Consider the following 14,191-nt stretch of genomic DNA (forward strand, 5'->3'; position numbering starts at 1 on the left):
GACGCCGGGCGGGCGAGCGGGACGGCGGGCGGGCGAGCGGGACGGCGGGCGGCGTCACGCCCTCAGTCGGCGGCGCGGTCCAGCCGCGCGTTGCGCGCCACGGGGACCATGAACCAGAACACCGCCAGGACCACGGCGGACCACCCGGCCGGCAGGTACGTGAGCCAGGAGTCGAACAGCCGGTCCCCGACGAGCAGCGCGGCGGCCACCAGCGAGACCGAGGTCGCCGCTGCGCCCGCGAGCAGCAGGCGGGTCCCGACGGCGACGATCCACACCGCCTGGCCGCGGTGCAGCAGGGCGCGGTGCAGCACGCTCGGGGCCAGCAGCAGCGCGGTCGCCAGCACGCCGGACATGATCGAGACGACGTAGGCGACCCGCCCCATCCCCTCCAGGTCGGCCTGGAACGGCACGGCGAAGAGGAACCCGATGATCACCTGGATGCCGACCGCCGACACGCGGGTCTCCATCAGGAGCTCGCCGAGCTGCCGGGTGTGGCGCTGCGACGGGGTCTCCCCCGTGCGCGGGTGCCGGTGCGCCCCGTGCTCCGCACGGCCGGGATGGTCGTCCTCGGTCACCGCGTCGGCGTCCGGAGGGTCCCCGTCGCGCCGCGCCAGGTGGTCCCCCGGGACGTCGTCCTGCGCGGCCGTCATGAGGGCATCATCCCCGTCGATTACCCGGACCGGGGGCCCCGGACCCAGGGCCGGTCCGGCCCGCGACGCCCCTCAGCGCCGAGGCCCGACGCCCATCGCCTCGCGCACGTCGGCGAGCACCGGGCGGGCGATCGCGCGGGCCTTCTCGGCGCCGAGCGCCAGGGCCAGCTCGATCGCCGCCTCGTCCTCGCGCAGGGCGACGTAGCGCTCCTGCACGGGCGCCAGCAGCGTGGTCACGGCGTCGGCCGTGGCGACCTTCAGGTCGCCGTAGCCCCGCGCGCCGACGAGGCTCGCCTCGACCTCGTCCGGGGTGCGGTCGCTCGCGGCGGCGAGGATGTCGATGAGGTTCGACACCCCGGCCTTGTCGGGGCCGCGGCGCAGGACGGGCGGGTCCTCCGAGTCGGTGACCGCGCGCTTGAACTTCTTCTCGATCGCCTTGGGCTCGTCGAGCAGGTACAGCGCGCCCTCGGGCGTCGACGACGACGTCGACATCTTCTTCTCGGGCGACTGCAGGTCCATGATCCGCGCGGCGACCGTGGGATAGACGCCCTCGGGGACGGTCAGGATCTCGGTGCCGCCGGTCCCGTCGGGGGCCGCGCCCCCGAAGCGGGCGTTGAAGCGCAGGGCGATGTCGCGCATCAGCTCGAGGTGCTGGCGCTGGTCGTCGCCGACGGGGACGCGGTCCGCGCGGAAGGCCAGGACGTCGGCGGCCATCAGCACCGGATAGAGGAACAGGCCGGCGGAGACGAGCTCGCGCTGCTGCCCCGACTTCTCCTTGAACTGGTGCATCCGGTTGAGGTCGCCGTGGGCCGTCACAGCGGTCAGGAGCCACGTCAGCTCGGGCACCTCGGGCACGTCGCCCTGGCGATAGAGGATCGACCGCTCGGGATCGATGCCCGCGGCCATCAGGAGCGCGATCGTGTCGTAGGTGCGGTCGCGCAGCTCGGCGGGGTCGTAGGCGACCGTCGTGGCGTGCAGGTCGACGACGCAGAAGATCGACTCGTCGCCGGCCGCCGCCGCGTCCTCCTGACCGGTGACGTAGTGCCGGATCGCCCCGAGGTAGTTGCCCAGGTGCTTGCGGCCGGTGGGCTGGATGCCGGAGTAGACGCGCACGGCGGGAGCGTATCCCGCGGGCGCCGCCGGTCGCTGCCCGGCGCCCGGCGCCGCGGCGGCGGGCGGTTCGAGCCCCTCGGGTAGCGTAGGGCCGGTCCGTCAGCTCCCCGGAAGGCTCCCCTTGTTCCAGCAGATCCTCGTCGGTTGCGACCGCGGCCCCGGGACCATCGACGCCCTGCGCCTGGCCACCGAGCTCGCCGGCCTGCGCGACGACACGGAGCTCGTCCTCGTGCACGCCTACGTCCCCAACGCCGCGCGCTTCGGTCGACGCGGCAAGGCGGAGGAGCTGGACGACGCGCTGCACGGCGAGGGCATGCAGCTGCTCGAGGAGCTCCGCGACGGCCTGCCGGGCGAGCTCCACGGGCGGATCGAGCTGCTCTCGCTGCCGGTCTCCTCCCCCGCCTACGCCCTGCACGACCTGGCGTCGGGCCGCGGCGCGGACCTCATCGTCATCGGTCCCGCCCAGCGCGGCCCGGTCGGCCGCCTGTTCCTGGGCAGCGACTCGACCGGGATCCTGCACGGCGCGCCGTGCCCCGTGGCGATCCCGGCGCGGACGGAGGGCCACGCTCACAGCGCCGACGCGACCCGCGAGATCGCCGCGATCGGCGTGGGCTACGACGGATCCGGCGTCGCCGACCGCGCCGTCGACCTGGCCGCGCACCTGGCCGTCGCGCTGGACCGCCCGCTCGACGTCATCGGGGTGGCGGACTTCGTCTCGGCGACCCCGCCGACCGACGGCTTCGGCGGCCCCGCCCCGATCCAGCCCCCGCCGGTGGATCCCGACATCGTCGACGCCGAGGTCGAGGCGCTGCTGCAGGAGCGCATCGCGAACCTCCCCGGCGGCGCCCGCGGCCGCGCGGTGACGCTGCACGGCGACGCCGCGGACCGCCTCGCCGACCGCTCCGCCGAGCTGCACCTGCTCGTCGTCGGCTCGCGCGACCACGGCCCGGTCCAGCACATCCTGCTGGGCAGCACCTCGCGCCGGGTCCTCGACGAGGCACGCTGCCCGGTGATCGTCGTGCCGCGGCCCGACGCCGACTGACCCGCCCGGCGGCGCCGGTGTCCCGGTCCCCGCCGGGACGCCGGGACCGGTGTCGGGCAAGGACGACGTCTCCGGCCTCCCGGCGGCCGGCAACGCGTCCCGACGCCGGTGCCCGCGGCGGCGCCGGGGCGCCTGTGGTTCGATGACCCGATGGACCTCGGACTGACCGGCAAGCGCGCGCTCGTGACCGGCGGCAGCCGCGGCATCGGCCTGGCGGTCGGCCGGGCCCTCGCCGCGGAGGGTGCGCAGGTCGCCCTGCTCGCCCGCGACGGCGACGCCGTGCGCTCGGCCGCAGCCGCCCTGCAGGACGAGACCGGCTCCCGCGTGATCGGCGTGGTGGCGGACACGGGCGACGACGCGGCCGTGCGGGCCGCCGTGGCCGAGGTCACCGAGGCGTTCGGGGGCATCGACATCGCGGTGAACGCCGCCGCCCGCCCCGCCTCCAGCGGCCCGTCGATGTCGGCGATCGAGACCACCGACGACCGCGTGCGCGAGGAGCTCGAGGTCAAGCTCCTCGGCTACCTGCGCGTCGCGCGGGCCGTCGCCCCGCAGATGGTCGACCGCGGCTGGGGTCGGATCATCAACGTCTCGGGCCTGAACGCCCGCCGCAGCGGCTCGGTCGCCGGCTCCGTCCGCAACGTCGCCGTCGCCGCCCTGACGAAGAACCTCGCCGACGAGCTCGGCCCGCTCGGCGTCAACGTCACCGTCGTCCACCCGGGGCTGACCCGCACGGAGCGGACGCCGGGCATGGTCGCCGCACGGGCCGAGGCCGATGGGACCTCGGAGACCGAGGCAGAGACCGCGCTGTCCGCCGACGTCTCGATCGGCCGCCTCGTCGACGCCGCGGAGGTCGCCGACGTCGTGGCCTTCCTCGCCTCGCCCCGCAGCGTCGCGATCAACGGCGACGCCGTGGCGGCGGGCGGCGGCCAGCTCGGGCCGATCTTCTACTGAGGGCGACGCGGCCGGACAGGGTCCGGAACCGCACCGCCCCCGCCCGAGCCGCCACGGAGCGACGGGGCCCGACCCGGGTGGGGATCGCCCGCCCGGACGGCCCGATCGTGCCTCAGCCGGTGAAGCTCGGCGCGGCCTGACGCGCCTCGAGCACCCGGACCCGTGCCCGCAGCGTGGACACACGGCCGTCCGCGGTCGTCGCCCGGAGCCGCACGACGTGCCGGCCCGGGACGAGCTTGGGCAGCGTCAGCCGGTTCATCCCGGCGACGGCCTTGAACGACCGGCCCGATCGCGACACCGACGCGATCGACCGCGTCGCCGCACCGTCGACCACGACCTGCACCGTGGCTGCCCGGCTGAGCCGGAAGCTCACCCGTGCCCGCCGCGGCGCCCGCACCCGGACGCCGTAGGAGAACCGGCTGAAGACCGCCTGCGGCTTCTCGGCGGGGGTCTTCGGAGGCTTCGGGGTGGTCGGGGTGGCCGGCACCGCAGGTGTCGCGGGTGTCGGCGCGGGGACGGTCGGCGCCGGGGTGTCCACGGGGGCGATCGGCGGGGCCGCCGGACCCGGATCGGCCGGGGCCTCGTCCGTCCCGGCCGGGCCGGCCAGGAACGCGACGGGATCGACGCGCCCGACGCGGTCGACCCCGGGGTCCGCGTACCAGAGGGCGCCGTCGGGACCGGGTGTGATCCGCCGGGGCGCGGCACCGGGCGACAGCCCGTCGGTCCGCATCAGGATCGACTTCGTGATCGGGTTGATCCGGCCGATGCCGGGAGCGACGCCGGTGTCCGTGAACCACAGCGCGCCGTCCGGGCCACGGGTGATGCCCGTGGGGGCCGAGCCGGCAGGGGTCGGGTACGTCGTGATCGCGCCCGTCGCGACGTCGACACGACCGATCGCCGACGCGAACGGGAGGGTGAACCACATGGCGTTGTCCGGGCCGGCCACGATGTCCTCGGGCGACCCCTCCTCGACCGCCGCAGGGAGTTGGTACTCAGCCTCGAACGACGCCTCGTAGTCGTCCTTCCGGGGTCCGAACGTGGCCACACCGACGGCGCCGGTGAAGTCGCTCGCGGTGTACCAGTACCGCTTGTCGGGGCCGAGCGCGATGCTGGTGACACCGATGTTCGCGTCCTCCGGCACGGGCGTGAAGTCGTAGCTGAAGACGGTCTCTTCGTCCTCGTTCAGCCCCTCGGAGTAGATCCCGAGCCCGCCCTCGTTGCCGCCCACGAACGCGGCGGTGCCGTTGGGACCGGCCACCACGTCGCGCAGCCCGGCGGGGCTCGACAGCGTGTCCGACGGAAGCTCGCTGATCGCACCGTCCGCGGCGACCCTGCCGAGCACGCCGTCGCCGTTGCCGGTGTCCTCGTCGTCCTCCGTGAACCACAGCGTGCCGCCCGGCCCGGAGGCGATGGCGTACGGGCGGGCGCCAGGACTGATCCCGGCGGTCAGGCGGGAGGCGGCGCCGTCCGTGGCCACCCGGACGAGGGCCCCATCAGCCGTGACCCAGAGGGCACCGCCGGGTCCGGCGACGAGGTCGCGGGGGCCCGTGGCCCCGGCGATCTGGAACTCCTGCGCGGAGGCGGCCGACGCCGCGCCCGCCCCCACGAGCGAGAGGGCGACCGGCGCACCTACGACCGTCGCCGCCGCGACGGCCCACGTGTGGACGCGCATCACTTCTTCAGCGGCAGGACGACACGCTTGTTGCCGCGCTTCAGCGGTGCGGTCGCCTCGATCCGCCCGATGCTCTGGAAGTCGCAGTAGGGGCCGGTCCCCGGCACGGGCACCGAGGCGGGCCCGGTGATCGGATTGTCCTTGTCCACCATGATGTAGCCGCGGAAGCGGGCGAACTCGATCTGGGTGCGGTACTTGACGCGGCGCTTCGCAGGAACCTTCACGGCGTGCCGGACGTTCTCGGGGATGTCGAGCGAGGCGACCGCGTCCAAGCCGTACTGGGACTTGAAGGTCATCAGCAGGTTGTCGACCCCGGCCTTGTCCCCGGGCGTGATGTTCTTCGTCGTCCGCAGGGTGACGGGGCTCGTCTTCTTCGTGAGGACCGTCTCGATGCGGTCCTCCTTGGTGCGATTGATCAGCGTGAACGTCTGCTTGATGACGATCCGCCCGTAGGCGCTCGTCCACTGGATGCCGGGCGCGCAGTTGCGCTCGCTGACGGTCGCCTCCGCGCTCGGGGCGAGGGCCGCTGATGCAGCCAGGGGGACGAGGACGACGGCGGCGGCGGTGCGGACGGGACGCATGCATGGGCTCCTGAGCGGGCGGGACGGTGGACTGCTGGACAGCCGGGGGTCACCTGCCCACGCGCCACACGACGCAAACCGCGCCTTCATGAGAGTTCGGGGCACCGCGGTCGGTCCCGCAGGCTCACGGATCGACGGGACCGGAGCGGTGCGTCGACCGTCGCCCCGTTCGTATGCTCCCCCGATGCGCGTGACCGTCCCCCTGCTCGCGGCGACGGTCACCGTCCTCGCCGCCGCACCGTCCGCCCACGCCGCCGTCCGCCCCGTCGGCGACCGCTCGCCCCTGGGCACCGAGCAGCTCTCCGACGAGGTGCGGATCACCCGCTGGGCCTCCCCCATCGGCGCTCCCGTGGTCCGTGCCCGGCCCGAGGCCGACGCACCGGTCGTCGGCCGACTGCGGCAGGAGACCGAGGACGGGCGCGAGGAGACCGTGGTCGTCCGCCGCTCGCGCGTGCGGGCCGACGCGGTGTGGGTGCACGTGCGGTTCGCCGCCGGCGCTCCGGGCAGGCCCGCCGTCGGCTGGGTCCGCCGCGACGACCTCGACACGTTCCACGTCGCCCTCGGCCGGGTCGTCGTCGACCGGCGGACGCTGCGCGCCGCGTTCACCGACGAGGACGGGCGCACCGCCTGGAGCGCGCGGATCGGCGTCGGGACCGCAGCCACGCCGACCCCCGGCGGCCGGTTCTTCGTGCGCGAGCGCCTGAAGGCGCTCGATGACGGCAACGGGCTCTACGGCCCGTACGCGATCGGCACGAGCGCCTACGCCTCGGTGTCCGACTGGCCGCGCGGCGGCGTCGTGGGCATCCACGGCACCGACGCGCCGGCGCTGATCCCGGGACGGCCGTCGCACGGCTGCGTCCGGCTGCGCAACGAGGACGTCCGGCGCCTCGTGCGGCTGGTCGGGCGCGGGACGCCCGTCCTCATCCGCTGACCGGGTGCGGGCCGCGGCCCGCACCCCGGCTCAGTCCCGCATCTCCTCGGCCAGCTTCGTCAGCACCCGGGCGTGGATCGCCCGCATGCCGTTGGGGGCGAAGGTCTTCTCGAAGAAGCCGCCCACGCCGCCGGCGCCCTGCCAGGTGGTGTGGATCTTCACGGTCGAGGTGCGGTCCGACAGCGGCTTCGCCGTCCAGGTCGTCACCAGGGTCGAGTTGCGGTCGCGCTCGACGACGTCGCCCTCGGAGGTCACGTCGACGTCGGCGATCACGTCGCGCGAGCGCTTCTTCGTCGCCTGCAGCGTCCACGCCGCCACGGTCCCGTCGCCCGTGCCGCCCTCGAGCACGCGGTACTCGCGGTACTCGTCCGTGAGGATGCGCGGCCGGACCGTCGCGTAGTCCTGCAGCGCCGTGCGCACGGCGTCGGCGGGCGCCGGGATCTGGGCTTCGGTGTGGACGTCGATCTGACTCATGCGGTGACGGACCTCGGGGGTCGGGGAAGCGGACGTGGGAGCGGCGGGCCGGGCCCGTCGTCCACCGTGGATACGGGGCGACGGGCGCGGGCGGACGAGCCGGCTCAGGCGATGGGCTGGCGGATGCGCGGCTTCTTCGCCGCGCCGGCCTCGTCGAGCCGACGGACCGGCGTCGAGTACGGGGCGTTCTGGGCGATCGTCGGGTCCTCGCCGGCCTCGCGGAGGATCTCGGCCAGGGCCTCGGCGAACGCGTCGAGCGTCTCGCGCGCCTCGGTCTCGACGGGCTCGATCAGGAGCGCCTCCTCGACCAGCAGCGGGAAGTAGACCGTCGGCGGGTGGAACCCGTGGTCGAGCAGTCGCTTGGCCAGGTCGAGCGTGCGGATGCCCAGCTCGCGCTTCATCGGGCCGCCGGAGATGACGAACTCGTGCATGCAGCGCGTGCCGAACGCGAGCGGCAGCTGCTTGCGCACGCCCAGCTCTTCGAGCTTGGCCAGCAGGTAGTTCGCGTTCAGGACCGCGACCTCCGAGGCGTCCTTCAGCCCCGAGCCACCGAGGCTGAGGATGTAGGAGTAGCAGCGCACGAAGACGCCGTAGTTGCCCTGGAAGCCGCGCAGCTTGCCGATCGTCTTCGAGCCCGGGGCGCCGTCGGGGAGACGGTCGGGGTCCGAGACGAGGTCGAAGCGGTGGGTCGTGCCCTCGCCGTCGGCCGCGGGGACCTCCTCGCGCCGGATCACGGGCACCGGCACGTACGGGGCGATGCGGTCCGAGACCGCGATCGGGCCGGAGCCCGGGCCACCGCCGCCGTGGGGCTGGGTGAACGACTTGTGCAGGTTGAAGTGCACGATGTCGAAGCCCATGTCGCCCGGGCGCGAGATGCCCATGATGGCGTTGAGGTTGGCGCCGTCGTAGTAGAGGACGCCGCCGACGCCGTGGACGATCGAGGCGATCTCCTCGATGTTCGGGTCGAAGATCCCCAGGGTGTTGGGGTTGGTCAGCATGATCAGCGCGACGTCCTCGTCGGCCTTCGCCCGCAGGTCGTCGATGTCGACGCCGCCGTCGGGGTTCGTCGCGACCTTGACGACCTCGAGGCCGGCCATCGTCACCGTCGCCGGGTTCGTGCCGTGCGCCGTGTCCGGCGTCAGGACCTTCGTGCGCTTCTCGCCGCGGGCCTCGTGGTAGGCGCGCGCCAGGAGGACGCCGGCGAGCTCGCCGTGCGACCCGGCCGACGGCTGCAGGCAGACGTGCGGCAGGCCGGAGACCTCGGCCAGCTGGCGCTCCAGGCCGTACATGACCTCCAGCGCGCCCTGGGCGTGGTCGGCCGTCTGGAACGGGTGCAGCCGGGCGTGGCCGGGCAGCGCGCCGACGCGCTCGTGCAGGCGCGGGTTGTACTTCATCGTGCACGACCCGAGCGGGTAGAAGCCCGTGTCGAGATCGAAGTTGCGGCGGCTCAGGCGCACGTAGTGGCGGACGAGCTCGGGCTCGGTCACCTGCGGCAGGCGCGCCGGGGCCTTGCGGCGGAACGCCGCGGGGATGATCTCGTCGAGCGCGACCTCGGGGACGCCCGCGTCGGGGGCGACGAACGCGCGGCGGCCGGCGACGGACTTCTCGAAGATCGTCGTCGCGTGGTCGCGCTGGATCGGGTTGACCGACGTGGTCGGCGCGGCCAGCGGACGCGGGTCGGAGCCACCCGCGGCGGGCAGCACGGCCTCGCGGGCGATGGCGCTGTCGTCGCCGATGTGGACGTCCTTGGTGCCGCGGCCGGTGGTGTTCTCGGTCGTGCTCATGCGGAGATCTCCGTCCGGGCGTTGGCCGACGTCGCGCCACCGCGCTGGGCGGCGATCGCGTCGCCGATCAGGGCGGCGAGCTCGTCGATCTGCTCCTTCGTGCGCTGCTCCGTGACGGCGACCAGCAGGCCGTCGTCGTAGGTGCCCGCGTGGGTGCGGGTCAGCGCGAGGCCGGGGTTGACCCCGTGGTCCTGCACGTACGAGACGAGCTGCTCGACGTCGACGCCCGGCAGGCGCAGCGCGAACTCGCGGACGACGGGCTGCTCGTGGAGCAGCTCGACGCCGTCGATCGCGGCCAGCGTGGTGCGGGCGTAGTGGGTGCGCTGCACGAGCAGGTTTGCCAGCTCCGGCAGGCCCTCGCGACCGAGCCAGCCGAGGTAGACGACGCCGGCCAGGGCGTTGAGCGCCTGCGAGGTGCAGATGTTCGAGGTCGCCTTCTCGCGACGGATGTGCTGCTCGCGGGTCTGCAGCGTCAGGACGAAGCCGCGGCGGCCGTCGACGTCGACGGTCTCCCCCGCGATGCGGCCGGGCATGCGGCGGAGGAACGCCTCGCGCGCGGCGAAGAAGCCGAACGACGGACCGCCGAAGTCCAGGCGGTTGCCGAGGGTCTGGCCCTCGCCGACGGCGACGTCCACACCCGTCTCGCCGGGGGGCGCCAGGACGCCGAGGGTCAGCGGGTCGTAGGCGCCGATGACCACGGCGGGGCTGTCGTCCTTGGCCGCGTCGGAGAGCGCCTGAACGTCCTCGACGGCGCCGAGGAAGTTCGGCTGCTGGAGGATCGCGCAGGAGGTCTCGCCGTCGACGGCGGCGGCCCACGCCTCCTGGTCGGTCGCGCCGTCCTTCAGCGGCACGACGACGACCTCGCTGCCGTAGCCCACCGCGAGCGTGCCGAGCATCTGGATCGTGTGCGGGTGCACGCCGGCGGAGACGACGATCCGCTTCTTGCCGTTGACGAGCTTGGCCAGGTAGGCGGCCGCACCGACGGCGGAGGGGCCCTCGTAGACCGACGCGTTGGAGACGGGCAGCGCCGTGAGCTCCGAGATCGCGGTCTGGTACTCGAACATGACCTGCAGGCCGCCCTGGGAGACCTCGGGCTGGTACGGCGTGTACGGGGTCAGGAACTCCGACCGGCCGAGCAGCATGTCGATGATCGACGGGACGTAGTGGTCGTACATCCCCGCCCCGAGGAACGTGACCTCGTCCTCGGCCGACGTGTTGCGCGCTGCCAGGGACGCCAGCTCCGTGTAGACCTCCTGCTCCGAGAGGCCCTCCGGGATGTCGAGCGGCCGGTCCAGCAGCAGGCTCTGCGGGATCTGCTCGGCGATCAGCTCGGAGATCGAGGAGACCCCGACAGCGGCCAGCATGGCTTCGCGGTCGGCGTCGGTGGCGGTGGTGTAGCGGGTCACGTGATGCCCTTCGGGAGGGGACGGAGAGTGCCCGTCCGCCGCGTCGGCGGTCGCCCGTGGGCGGCCGACGCGGGGACGGGGAGCGGTCTAGTCGAGCGACGCGACGTACGCGGCCTGGTCCAGCAGCGCGTCGACCTGAGAGGGATCCGACAGCCGGACCTTGATCATCCAGCCGTCCTCGTAGGAGGACTCGTTGATCGACTCGGGGCTGTCCTCGAGCGCCGGGTTGACCTCGACGACCTCGCCCGACAGCGGGGCGATGACGTCGGAGACGGCCTTGACGGACTCGACCTCGGCGTAGCTCTCGTCCTTGGTGACGGTCGAGCCGACGTCGGGCGCGTCGAAGAAGACGACCTCGCCCAGCGCGTCCTGGGCGAACCAGGTGATGCCGAACGTCGCTACGTCGCCGTCGATGCGGGCCCAGTCGTGCTCGGGGTGGTACTTCAGGTCTTCGGGGTACGACGCGTCGGCCATTGCTGCTCCTGTTACGGGATCGGTGTGCGGGTCGGTTGAGTCCGGGCCCCGTCGGGCGTCGGGGGGAAGGGTGTGGGGCGGGAGCGGGCCGCGCCGGACGCCGGCCGACGCCGCGGAGCGCAGCGGACCGGTCCTGGCGCGCAGGGCCGCATCCCTAGGACGGGCGCTGGTAGAGCGGCTTGGTCGCGACCTCGGCGGGGCGGACCCGGCCGCGGACGTCGATCTGCAGCGGGGTGCCCAGGTCGGAGCGCTCGACCGGCACGTACGCCATGCCGATGCCGACGCCGAGGCTCGGCGAGAACGTGCCGCTGGTGACGGTGCCCCCGTCGACGACGGTGTTGCCCCCGCGCGGGATCCCCTTGTCGGTGAAGCGGAACGGGACCAGCTTCTCGCCGTGCGGGGAGCCGTCCTTGCGGGCCTTCGCCACGGCCTCGGAGCCGACGAAGCCCGTGGACTCCTTGCAGGCCCAGCCCAGGCCGGCGCCGATCGGGTCGCGGTCCTCGGACAGGTCGTTGCCGTAGAGGTGGAAGCAGGCCTCCATGCGGAGGGTGTCGCGGGCGCCCAGGCCGATCGGGACGGCCCCGGCCTCGAGCAGCGCGTCCCAGAGCGCGGGCGCGGCGGCGGGTGGGACGAGCAGCTCGACGCCGTCCTCCCCCGTGTAGCCGGTGCCGGCGACGAGGACGTCGGCGTCGTTCCAGATCGCGCCGCCGGTCTGGAAGCGCAGCGGCAGCTCGTGGCCCAGGACCTGCGAGGCGATGCGCCGGGCGTCGGGGCCCTGGACGGCGAGCATCGCGAACTCGTCGAACGCGTCCTCGACCGTGACGTCGTAGTCCTGCGCCCAGCGGCCGAACCACGCGAGGTCCTTCACGTGGTTGCTGGCGTTGGTGACGGTCAGGTAGACGTCGTCGGCCAGGCGGTAGGTGAAGAGGTCGTCGATGACCCCGCCGTCCTCGAGGCAGAGGACGGAGTACTGCGCCCCGCCCACGACGAGCCTGTCGACGTCGTTGGAGAGGATCCGCTGGAGGAACTCGGCCGCCTGCGGACCGTGGGTCCTGATCTCGCCCATGTGCGAGACGTCGAAGACCCCGCAGCCGCTCCGCACGGCGAGGTGCTCCTCCTTGACCCCCGCGTACTGCACGGGCATCTCCCACCCGGCGAACGGGACCACGCGGGCCCCGGCGGCGAGGTGCCGCTCGTACAGCGGCGTGCGCCGCAGATCCGTCGTGGAACTCACCGCGCCAGCCTACCAACGGCCCTGCCCGGAACCCGGGGCGGCCGGGTGCATGCGACACCCCGGGGTGCGTCGCGCCCGGAAGGGCGACACCCCGTGGTGCGGAGCGGGCGCTCGGCCGCACCCGAGACGCTCGGGACGGGGCCCGGCCCCTCTCCGGGTGTCCCGAGCCTCGCCGAAGTCCGACGCGGCCGGACCCGAGACGCTCGGGACGGGGCCCGGTCCCTCTCCGGGTGGCCCGAGCCCCGCCGAAGTCCGACGCGGCCGGACCCGAGACGCTCGGGACGGGGCCCGGTCCCCTCCTCAGCGCAGGAAGGCGGGGATGTCGATGTCGTCGTCGCCGATCTCGAGCGACGAGCCGGTCTGGCGACCGGGGCGCGGGGCACGGTCGTCCTCGCGACCACGGCGTGGACGCTCGGCACTGCGCTCGTACCGCTCGGAGCGCTCCGGCCGCTCGGTGCCGCGGCCCGGGCGGGACGCCGGCTGGCTGCTCGACGCGGCCTGACGCGCGGCGCGGGTCTTGTCGAAGCCGGTGGCGATGACCGTGACGCGGATCTCGTCGCCCATGTCCTCGTCGATGACCGCGCCGAAGATGATGTTCGCGTCGCCGTCGGCGGCCTGCTGGACGATCTCGGCGGCCTCGTTGACCTCGAACAGGCCGAGCTCGCGCCCGCCCGTGATGTTCAGCAGGATGCCGGTGGCGCCCTCGACCGAGTCCTCGAGCAGCGGGCTGGAGATCGCCTGCTTGGCGGCCTCGCCCGCGCGGGTCTCCCCACCGGACTGACCGATGCCCATGAGCGCGGTGCCGGCGTCGTGCATGACGGTCCGGACGTCCGCGAAGTCGAGGTTGATCAGGCCGGGGATCGTGATCAGGTCGGTGATGCCCTGGACGCCCTGGCGCAGCACGTTGTCCGCGGAGCGGAACGCGTCGAGGATCGACGTGCGCTTCTCGACGAGACCGAGCAGGCGGTCGTTGGGGATGACGACGAGCGTGTCGACGACCTCGCGGAGGCGGTTGATGCCGTCCTCGGCCTGACGCATGCGCTGGCTGCCCTCGAAGGAGAACGGGCGCGTGACGACGCCGACGGTCAGCGCGCCGATCTCGCCCTTGGCGATCTCGGCGATGACGGGGGCCGCACCGGTGCCGGTGCCGCCGCCCTCGCCGGCGGTGACGAAGACCATGTCCGCGCCCTTGAGCGCATCGCGGATCTCGTCGCGGGACTCGGAGGCGGCGGCGTGGCCGACCTCGGGGTTGGCGCCCGCGCCCAGGCCACGCGTGACCTCGCCGCCGATGTTGATCTTGATGTCGGCGTCGCACATCTGCAGCGCCTGGGCGTCGGTGTTGCAGGCGACGAACTCGACGCCGCGCAGGCCCGCGTCGATCATGCGGTTGACGGCGTTGGTGCCGCCGCCGCCGACACCGACGACCTTGATGACGGCGAGGTAACTGCCGGTGGCGTCCATAAGAAGTGTGTGTCTCCGGTCCTGGGGGTGCGCTGGGGGTTGAGGGAACGAGGGTCGTCCCGACCGCGAGCGCCCAGTGGGTCAAGGTAGGTGCGCCTGGACCACGTTGTCAACGCCAATGATAAGCACGCAACGGGGATTGCACGCCCATTCTCGACGTCGACAGGAGCCTCAAGTAGCCGGGCCTCAGGCTGTGGTTCAGGGTGTGGTCTGGGCCGCTGGCGCCGTGCCGCCGCCCGACGGGGTGGCGCCGCCGCCCGTCCCCGGGACCGCCGTCCCGGTGCCCGTCGTGCCGGAATTCGTGCCCCCTCCGGTGCCTGCGGAGCCGGTCGCCGGGCTGCCCGTCTGGGTCGCGGTGCCCGTGGAGGCGCCGCCGGAGGCCGGCGTGGCGGGTGCCGCGGCGGCCGGAGCGGCCGCC

The 14,191-nt window shown here is 73.8% G+C and carries 13 protein-coding genes; 3 read left to right on the forward strand and 10 right to left on the reverse strand.

The window, feature by feature from the left end; genetic code table 11:
• Positions 1 to 62 precede the first annotated feature (62 nt).
• Both Q7T67_RS05095 and trpS read right to left on the reverse strand, forming a co-directional pair.
• Complete coding sequence (locus Q7T67_RS05095; protein ID WP_304786666.1) at positions 63 to 650, reverse strand: DUF6328 family protein; 588 nt, start codon at positions 648 to 650, stop codon at positions 63 to 65.
• A gap of 72 nt (positions 651 to 722) precedes the next feature.
• Positions 723 to 1,763: a tryptophan--tRNA ligase gene (gene trpS, locus Q7T67_RS05100; RefSeq protein WP_304786668.1), complete on the reverse strand. Its 1,041-nt coding sequence runs from the start codon at positions 1,761 to 1,763 to the stop codon at positions 723 to 725.
• A 121-nt stretch (positions 1,764 to 1,884) separates the two neighbouring features.
• Between trpS and Q7T67_RS05105 the strand changes: the two genes are divergently transcribed.
• Together Q7T67_RS05105 and Q7T67_RS05110 are read left to right on the forward strand one after the other, a co-directional pair.
• On the forward strand, positions 1,885 to 2,805 hold the full coding sequence (locus Q7T67_RS05105) for a universal stress protein (RefSeq protein WP_304786670.1): 921 nt from the start codon (positions 1,885 to 1,887) through the stop codon (positions 2,803 to 2,805).
• Between the two features lie 150 nt (positions 2,806 to 2,955).
• Positions 2,956 to 3,756 carry an SDR family oxidoreductase gene (locus Q7T67_RS05110; RefSeq protein ID WP_304786673.1) on the forward strand — a complete coding sequence of 267 codons (801 nt, stop codon included), beginning with the start codon at positions 2,956 to 2,958 and terminating at the stop codon, positions 3,754 to 3,756.
• Positions 3,757 to 3,868: 112 nt separating this feature from the next.
• On the opposite strand, the gene Q7T67_RS05115 is transcribed toward Q7T67_RS05110, so the two are convergent.
• Together Q7T67_RS05115 and Q7T67_RS05120 are read right to left on the reverse strand one after the other, a co-directional pair.
• On the reverse strand, positions 3,869 to 5,428 hold the full coding sequence (locus tag Q7T67_RS05115; RefSeq protein WP_304786674.1) for a hypothetical protein: 1,560 nt from the start codon (positions 5,426 to 5,428) through the stop codon (positions 3,869 to 3,871).
• Positions 5,428 to 6,009 carry a hypothetical protein gene (locus Q7T67_RS05120; RefSeq protein ID WP_304786676.1) on the reverse strand — a complete coding sequence of 194 codons (582 nt, stop codon included), beginning with the start codon at positions 6,007 to 6,009 and terminating at the stop codon, positions 5,428 to 5,430. The genes Q7T67_RS05115 and Q7T67_RS05120 overlap by 1 nt, the downstream gene beginning before the upstream one ends.
• A gap of 184 nt (positions 6,010 to 6,193) precedes the next feature.
• Here Q7T67_RS05120 and Q7T67_RS05125 point away from each other — a divergent pair, with 184 nt between their 5' ends.
• Entirely contained in the window at positions 6,194 to 6,940 is a 747-nt protein-coding gene (locus Q7T67_RS05125; protein ID WP_304786678.1) for a L,D-transpeptidase, read from the forward strand.
• Positions 6,941 to 6,970: 30 nt separating this feature from the next.
• Here the strand turns inward: Q7T67_RS05125 and Q7T67_RS05130 are convergent, their stop codons facing one another.
• From Q7T67_RS05130 to ftsZ, 6 genes are all read right to left on the reverse strand, one after another.
• Positions 6,971 to 7,414 carry an SRPBCC family protein gene (locus Q7T67_RS05130; RefSeq protein ID WP_304786680.1) on the reverse strand — a complete coding sequence of 148 codons (444 nt, stop codon included), beginning with the start codon at positions 7,412 to 7,414 and terminating at the stop codon, positions 6,971 to 6,973.
• Positions 7,415 to 7,518: 104 nt separating this feature from the next.
• Positions 7,519 to 9,198 (reverse strand): aminomethyl-transferring glycine dehydrogenase subunit GcvPB, encoded by a 1,680-nt coding sequence (gene gcvPB, locus Q7T67_RS05135; RefSeq protein WP_304786682.1) that lies wholly within the window; start codon positions 9,196 to 9,198, stop codon positions 7,519 to 7,521.
• Positions 9,195 to 10,604, reverse strand: coding sequence for an aminomethyl-transferring glycine dehydrogenase subunit GcvPA (gene gcvPA / locus Q7T67_RS05140; protein ID WP_304786684.1), 1,410 nt, complete (start codon positions 10,602 to 10,604; stop codon positions 9,195 to 9,197). Before gcvPA ends, gcvPB begins: the two co-directional genes overlap by 4 nt.
• 87 nt (positions 10,605 to 10,691) lie before the next feature.
• Positions 10,692 to 11,078 (reverse strand): glycine cleavage system protein GcvH, encoded by a 387-nt coding sequence (gene gcvH / locus Q7T67_RS05145; RefSeq protein ID WP_304786687.1) that lies wholly within the window; start codon positions 11,076 to 11,078, stop codon positions 10,692 to 10,694.
• A 154-nt stretch (positions 11,079 to 11,232) separates the two neighbouring features.
• The gene (gcvT, locus tag Q7T67_RS05150) at positions 11,233 to 12,312 is read right to left on the reverse strand and encodes a glycine cleavage system aminomethyltransferase GcvT (RefSeq protein WP_304786689.1); all 1,080 of its coding nucleotides are present in this window, start codon (positions 12,310 to 12,312) and stop codon (positions 11,233 to 11,235) included.
• 300 nt (positions 12,313 to 12,612) lie between these two features.
• Positions 12,613 to 13,773: a cell division protein FtsZ gene (ftsZ, locus tag Q7T67_RS05155; protein WP_304786691.1), complete on the reverse strand. Its 1,161-nt coding sequence runs from the start codon at positions 13,771 to 13,773 to the stop codon at positions 12,613 to 12,615.
• Positions 13,774 to 14,191 lie beyond the last annotated feature (418 nt).

Origin of the sequence: Patulibacter sp., assembly GCF_030655195.1 — a bacterium.
Taxonomy (GTDB): Bacteria; Actinomycetota; Thermoleophilia; order Solirubrobacterales; family Solirubrobacteraceae; genus Patulibacter.

What these genes read in the sequence shown, in the direction of transcription:
- Q7T67_RS05095 (WP_304786666.1), bottom strand. Translation starts at nt 650, where the DNA reads ATGACGGCCGCGCAGGACGACGTCCCGGGGGACCACCTGGCGCGGCGC.
- Q7T67_RS05110 (WP_304786673.1), top strand. Translation starts at nt 2,956, where the DNA reads ATGGACCTCGGACTGACCGGCAAGCGCGCGCTCGTGACCGGCGGCAGC.
- Q7T67_RS05115 (WP_304786674.1), bottom strand. Translation starts at nt 5,428, where the DNA reads ATGCGCGTCCACACGTGGGCCGTCGCGGCGGCGACGGTCGTAGGTGCG.
- Q7T67_RS05120 (WP_304786676.1), bottom strand. Translation starts at nt 6,009, where the DNA reads ATGCGTCCCGTCCGCACCGCCGCCGCCGTCGTCCTCGTCCCCCTGGCT.
- Q7T67_RS05125 (WP_304786678.1), top strand. Translation starts at nt 6,194, where the DNA reads ATGCGCGTGACCGTCCCCCTGCTCGCGGCGACGGTCACCGTCCTCGCC.
- Q7T67_RS05130 (WP_304786680.1), bottom strand. Translation starts at nt 7,414, where the DNA reads ATGAGTCAGATCGACGTCCACACCGAAGCCCAGATCCCGGCGCCCGCC.
- gcvPB (WP_304786682.1), bottom strand. Translation starts at nt 9,198, where the DNA reads ATGAGCACGACCGAGAACACCACCGGCCGCGGCACCAAGGACGTCCAC.
- gcvH (WP_304786687.1), bottom strand. Translation starts at nt 11,078, where the DNA reads ATGGCCGACGCGTCGTACCCCGAAGACCTGAAGTACCACCCCGAGCAC.
- ftsZ (WP_304786691.1), bottom strand. Translation starts at nt 13,773, where the DNA reads ATGGACGCCACCGGCAGTTACCTCGCCGTCATCAAGGTCGTCGGTGTC.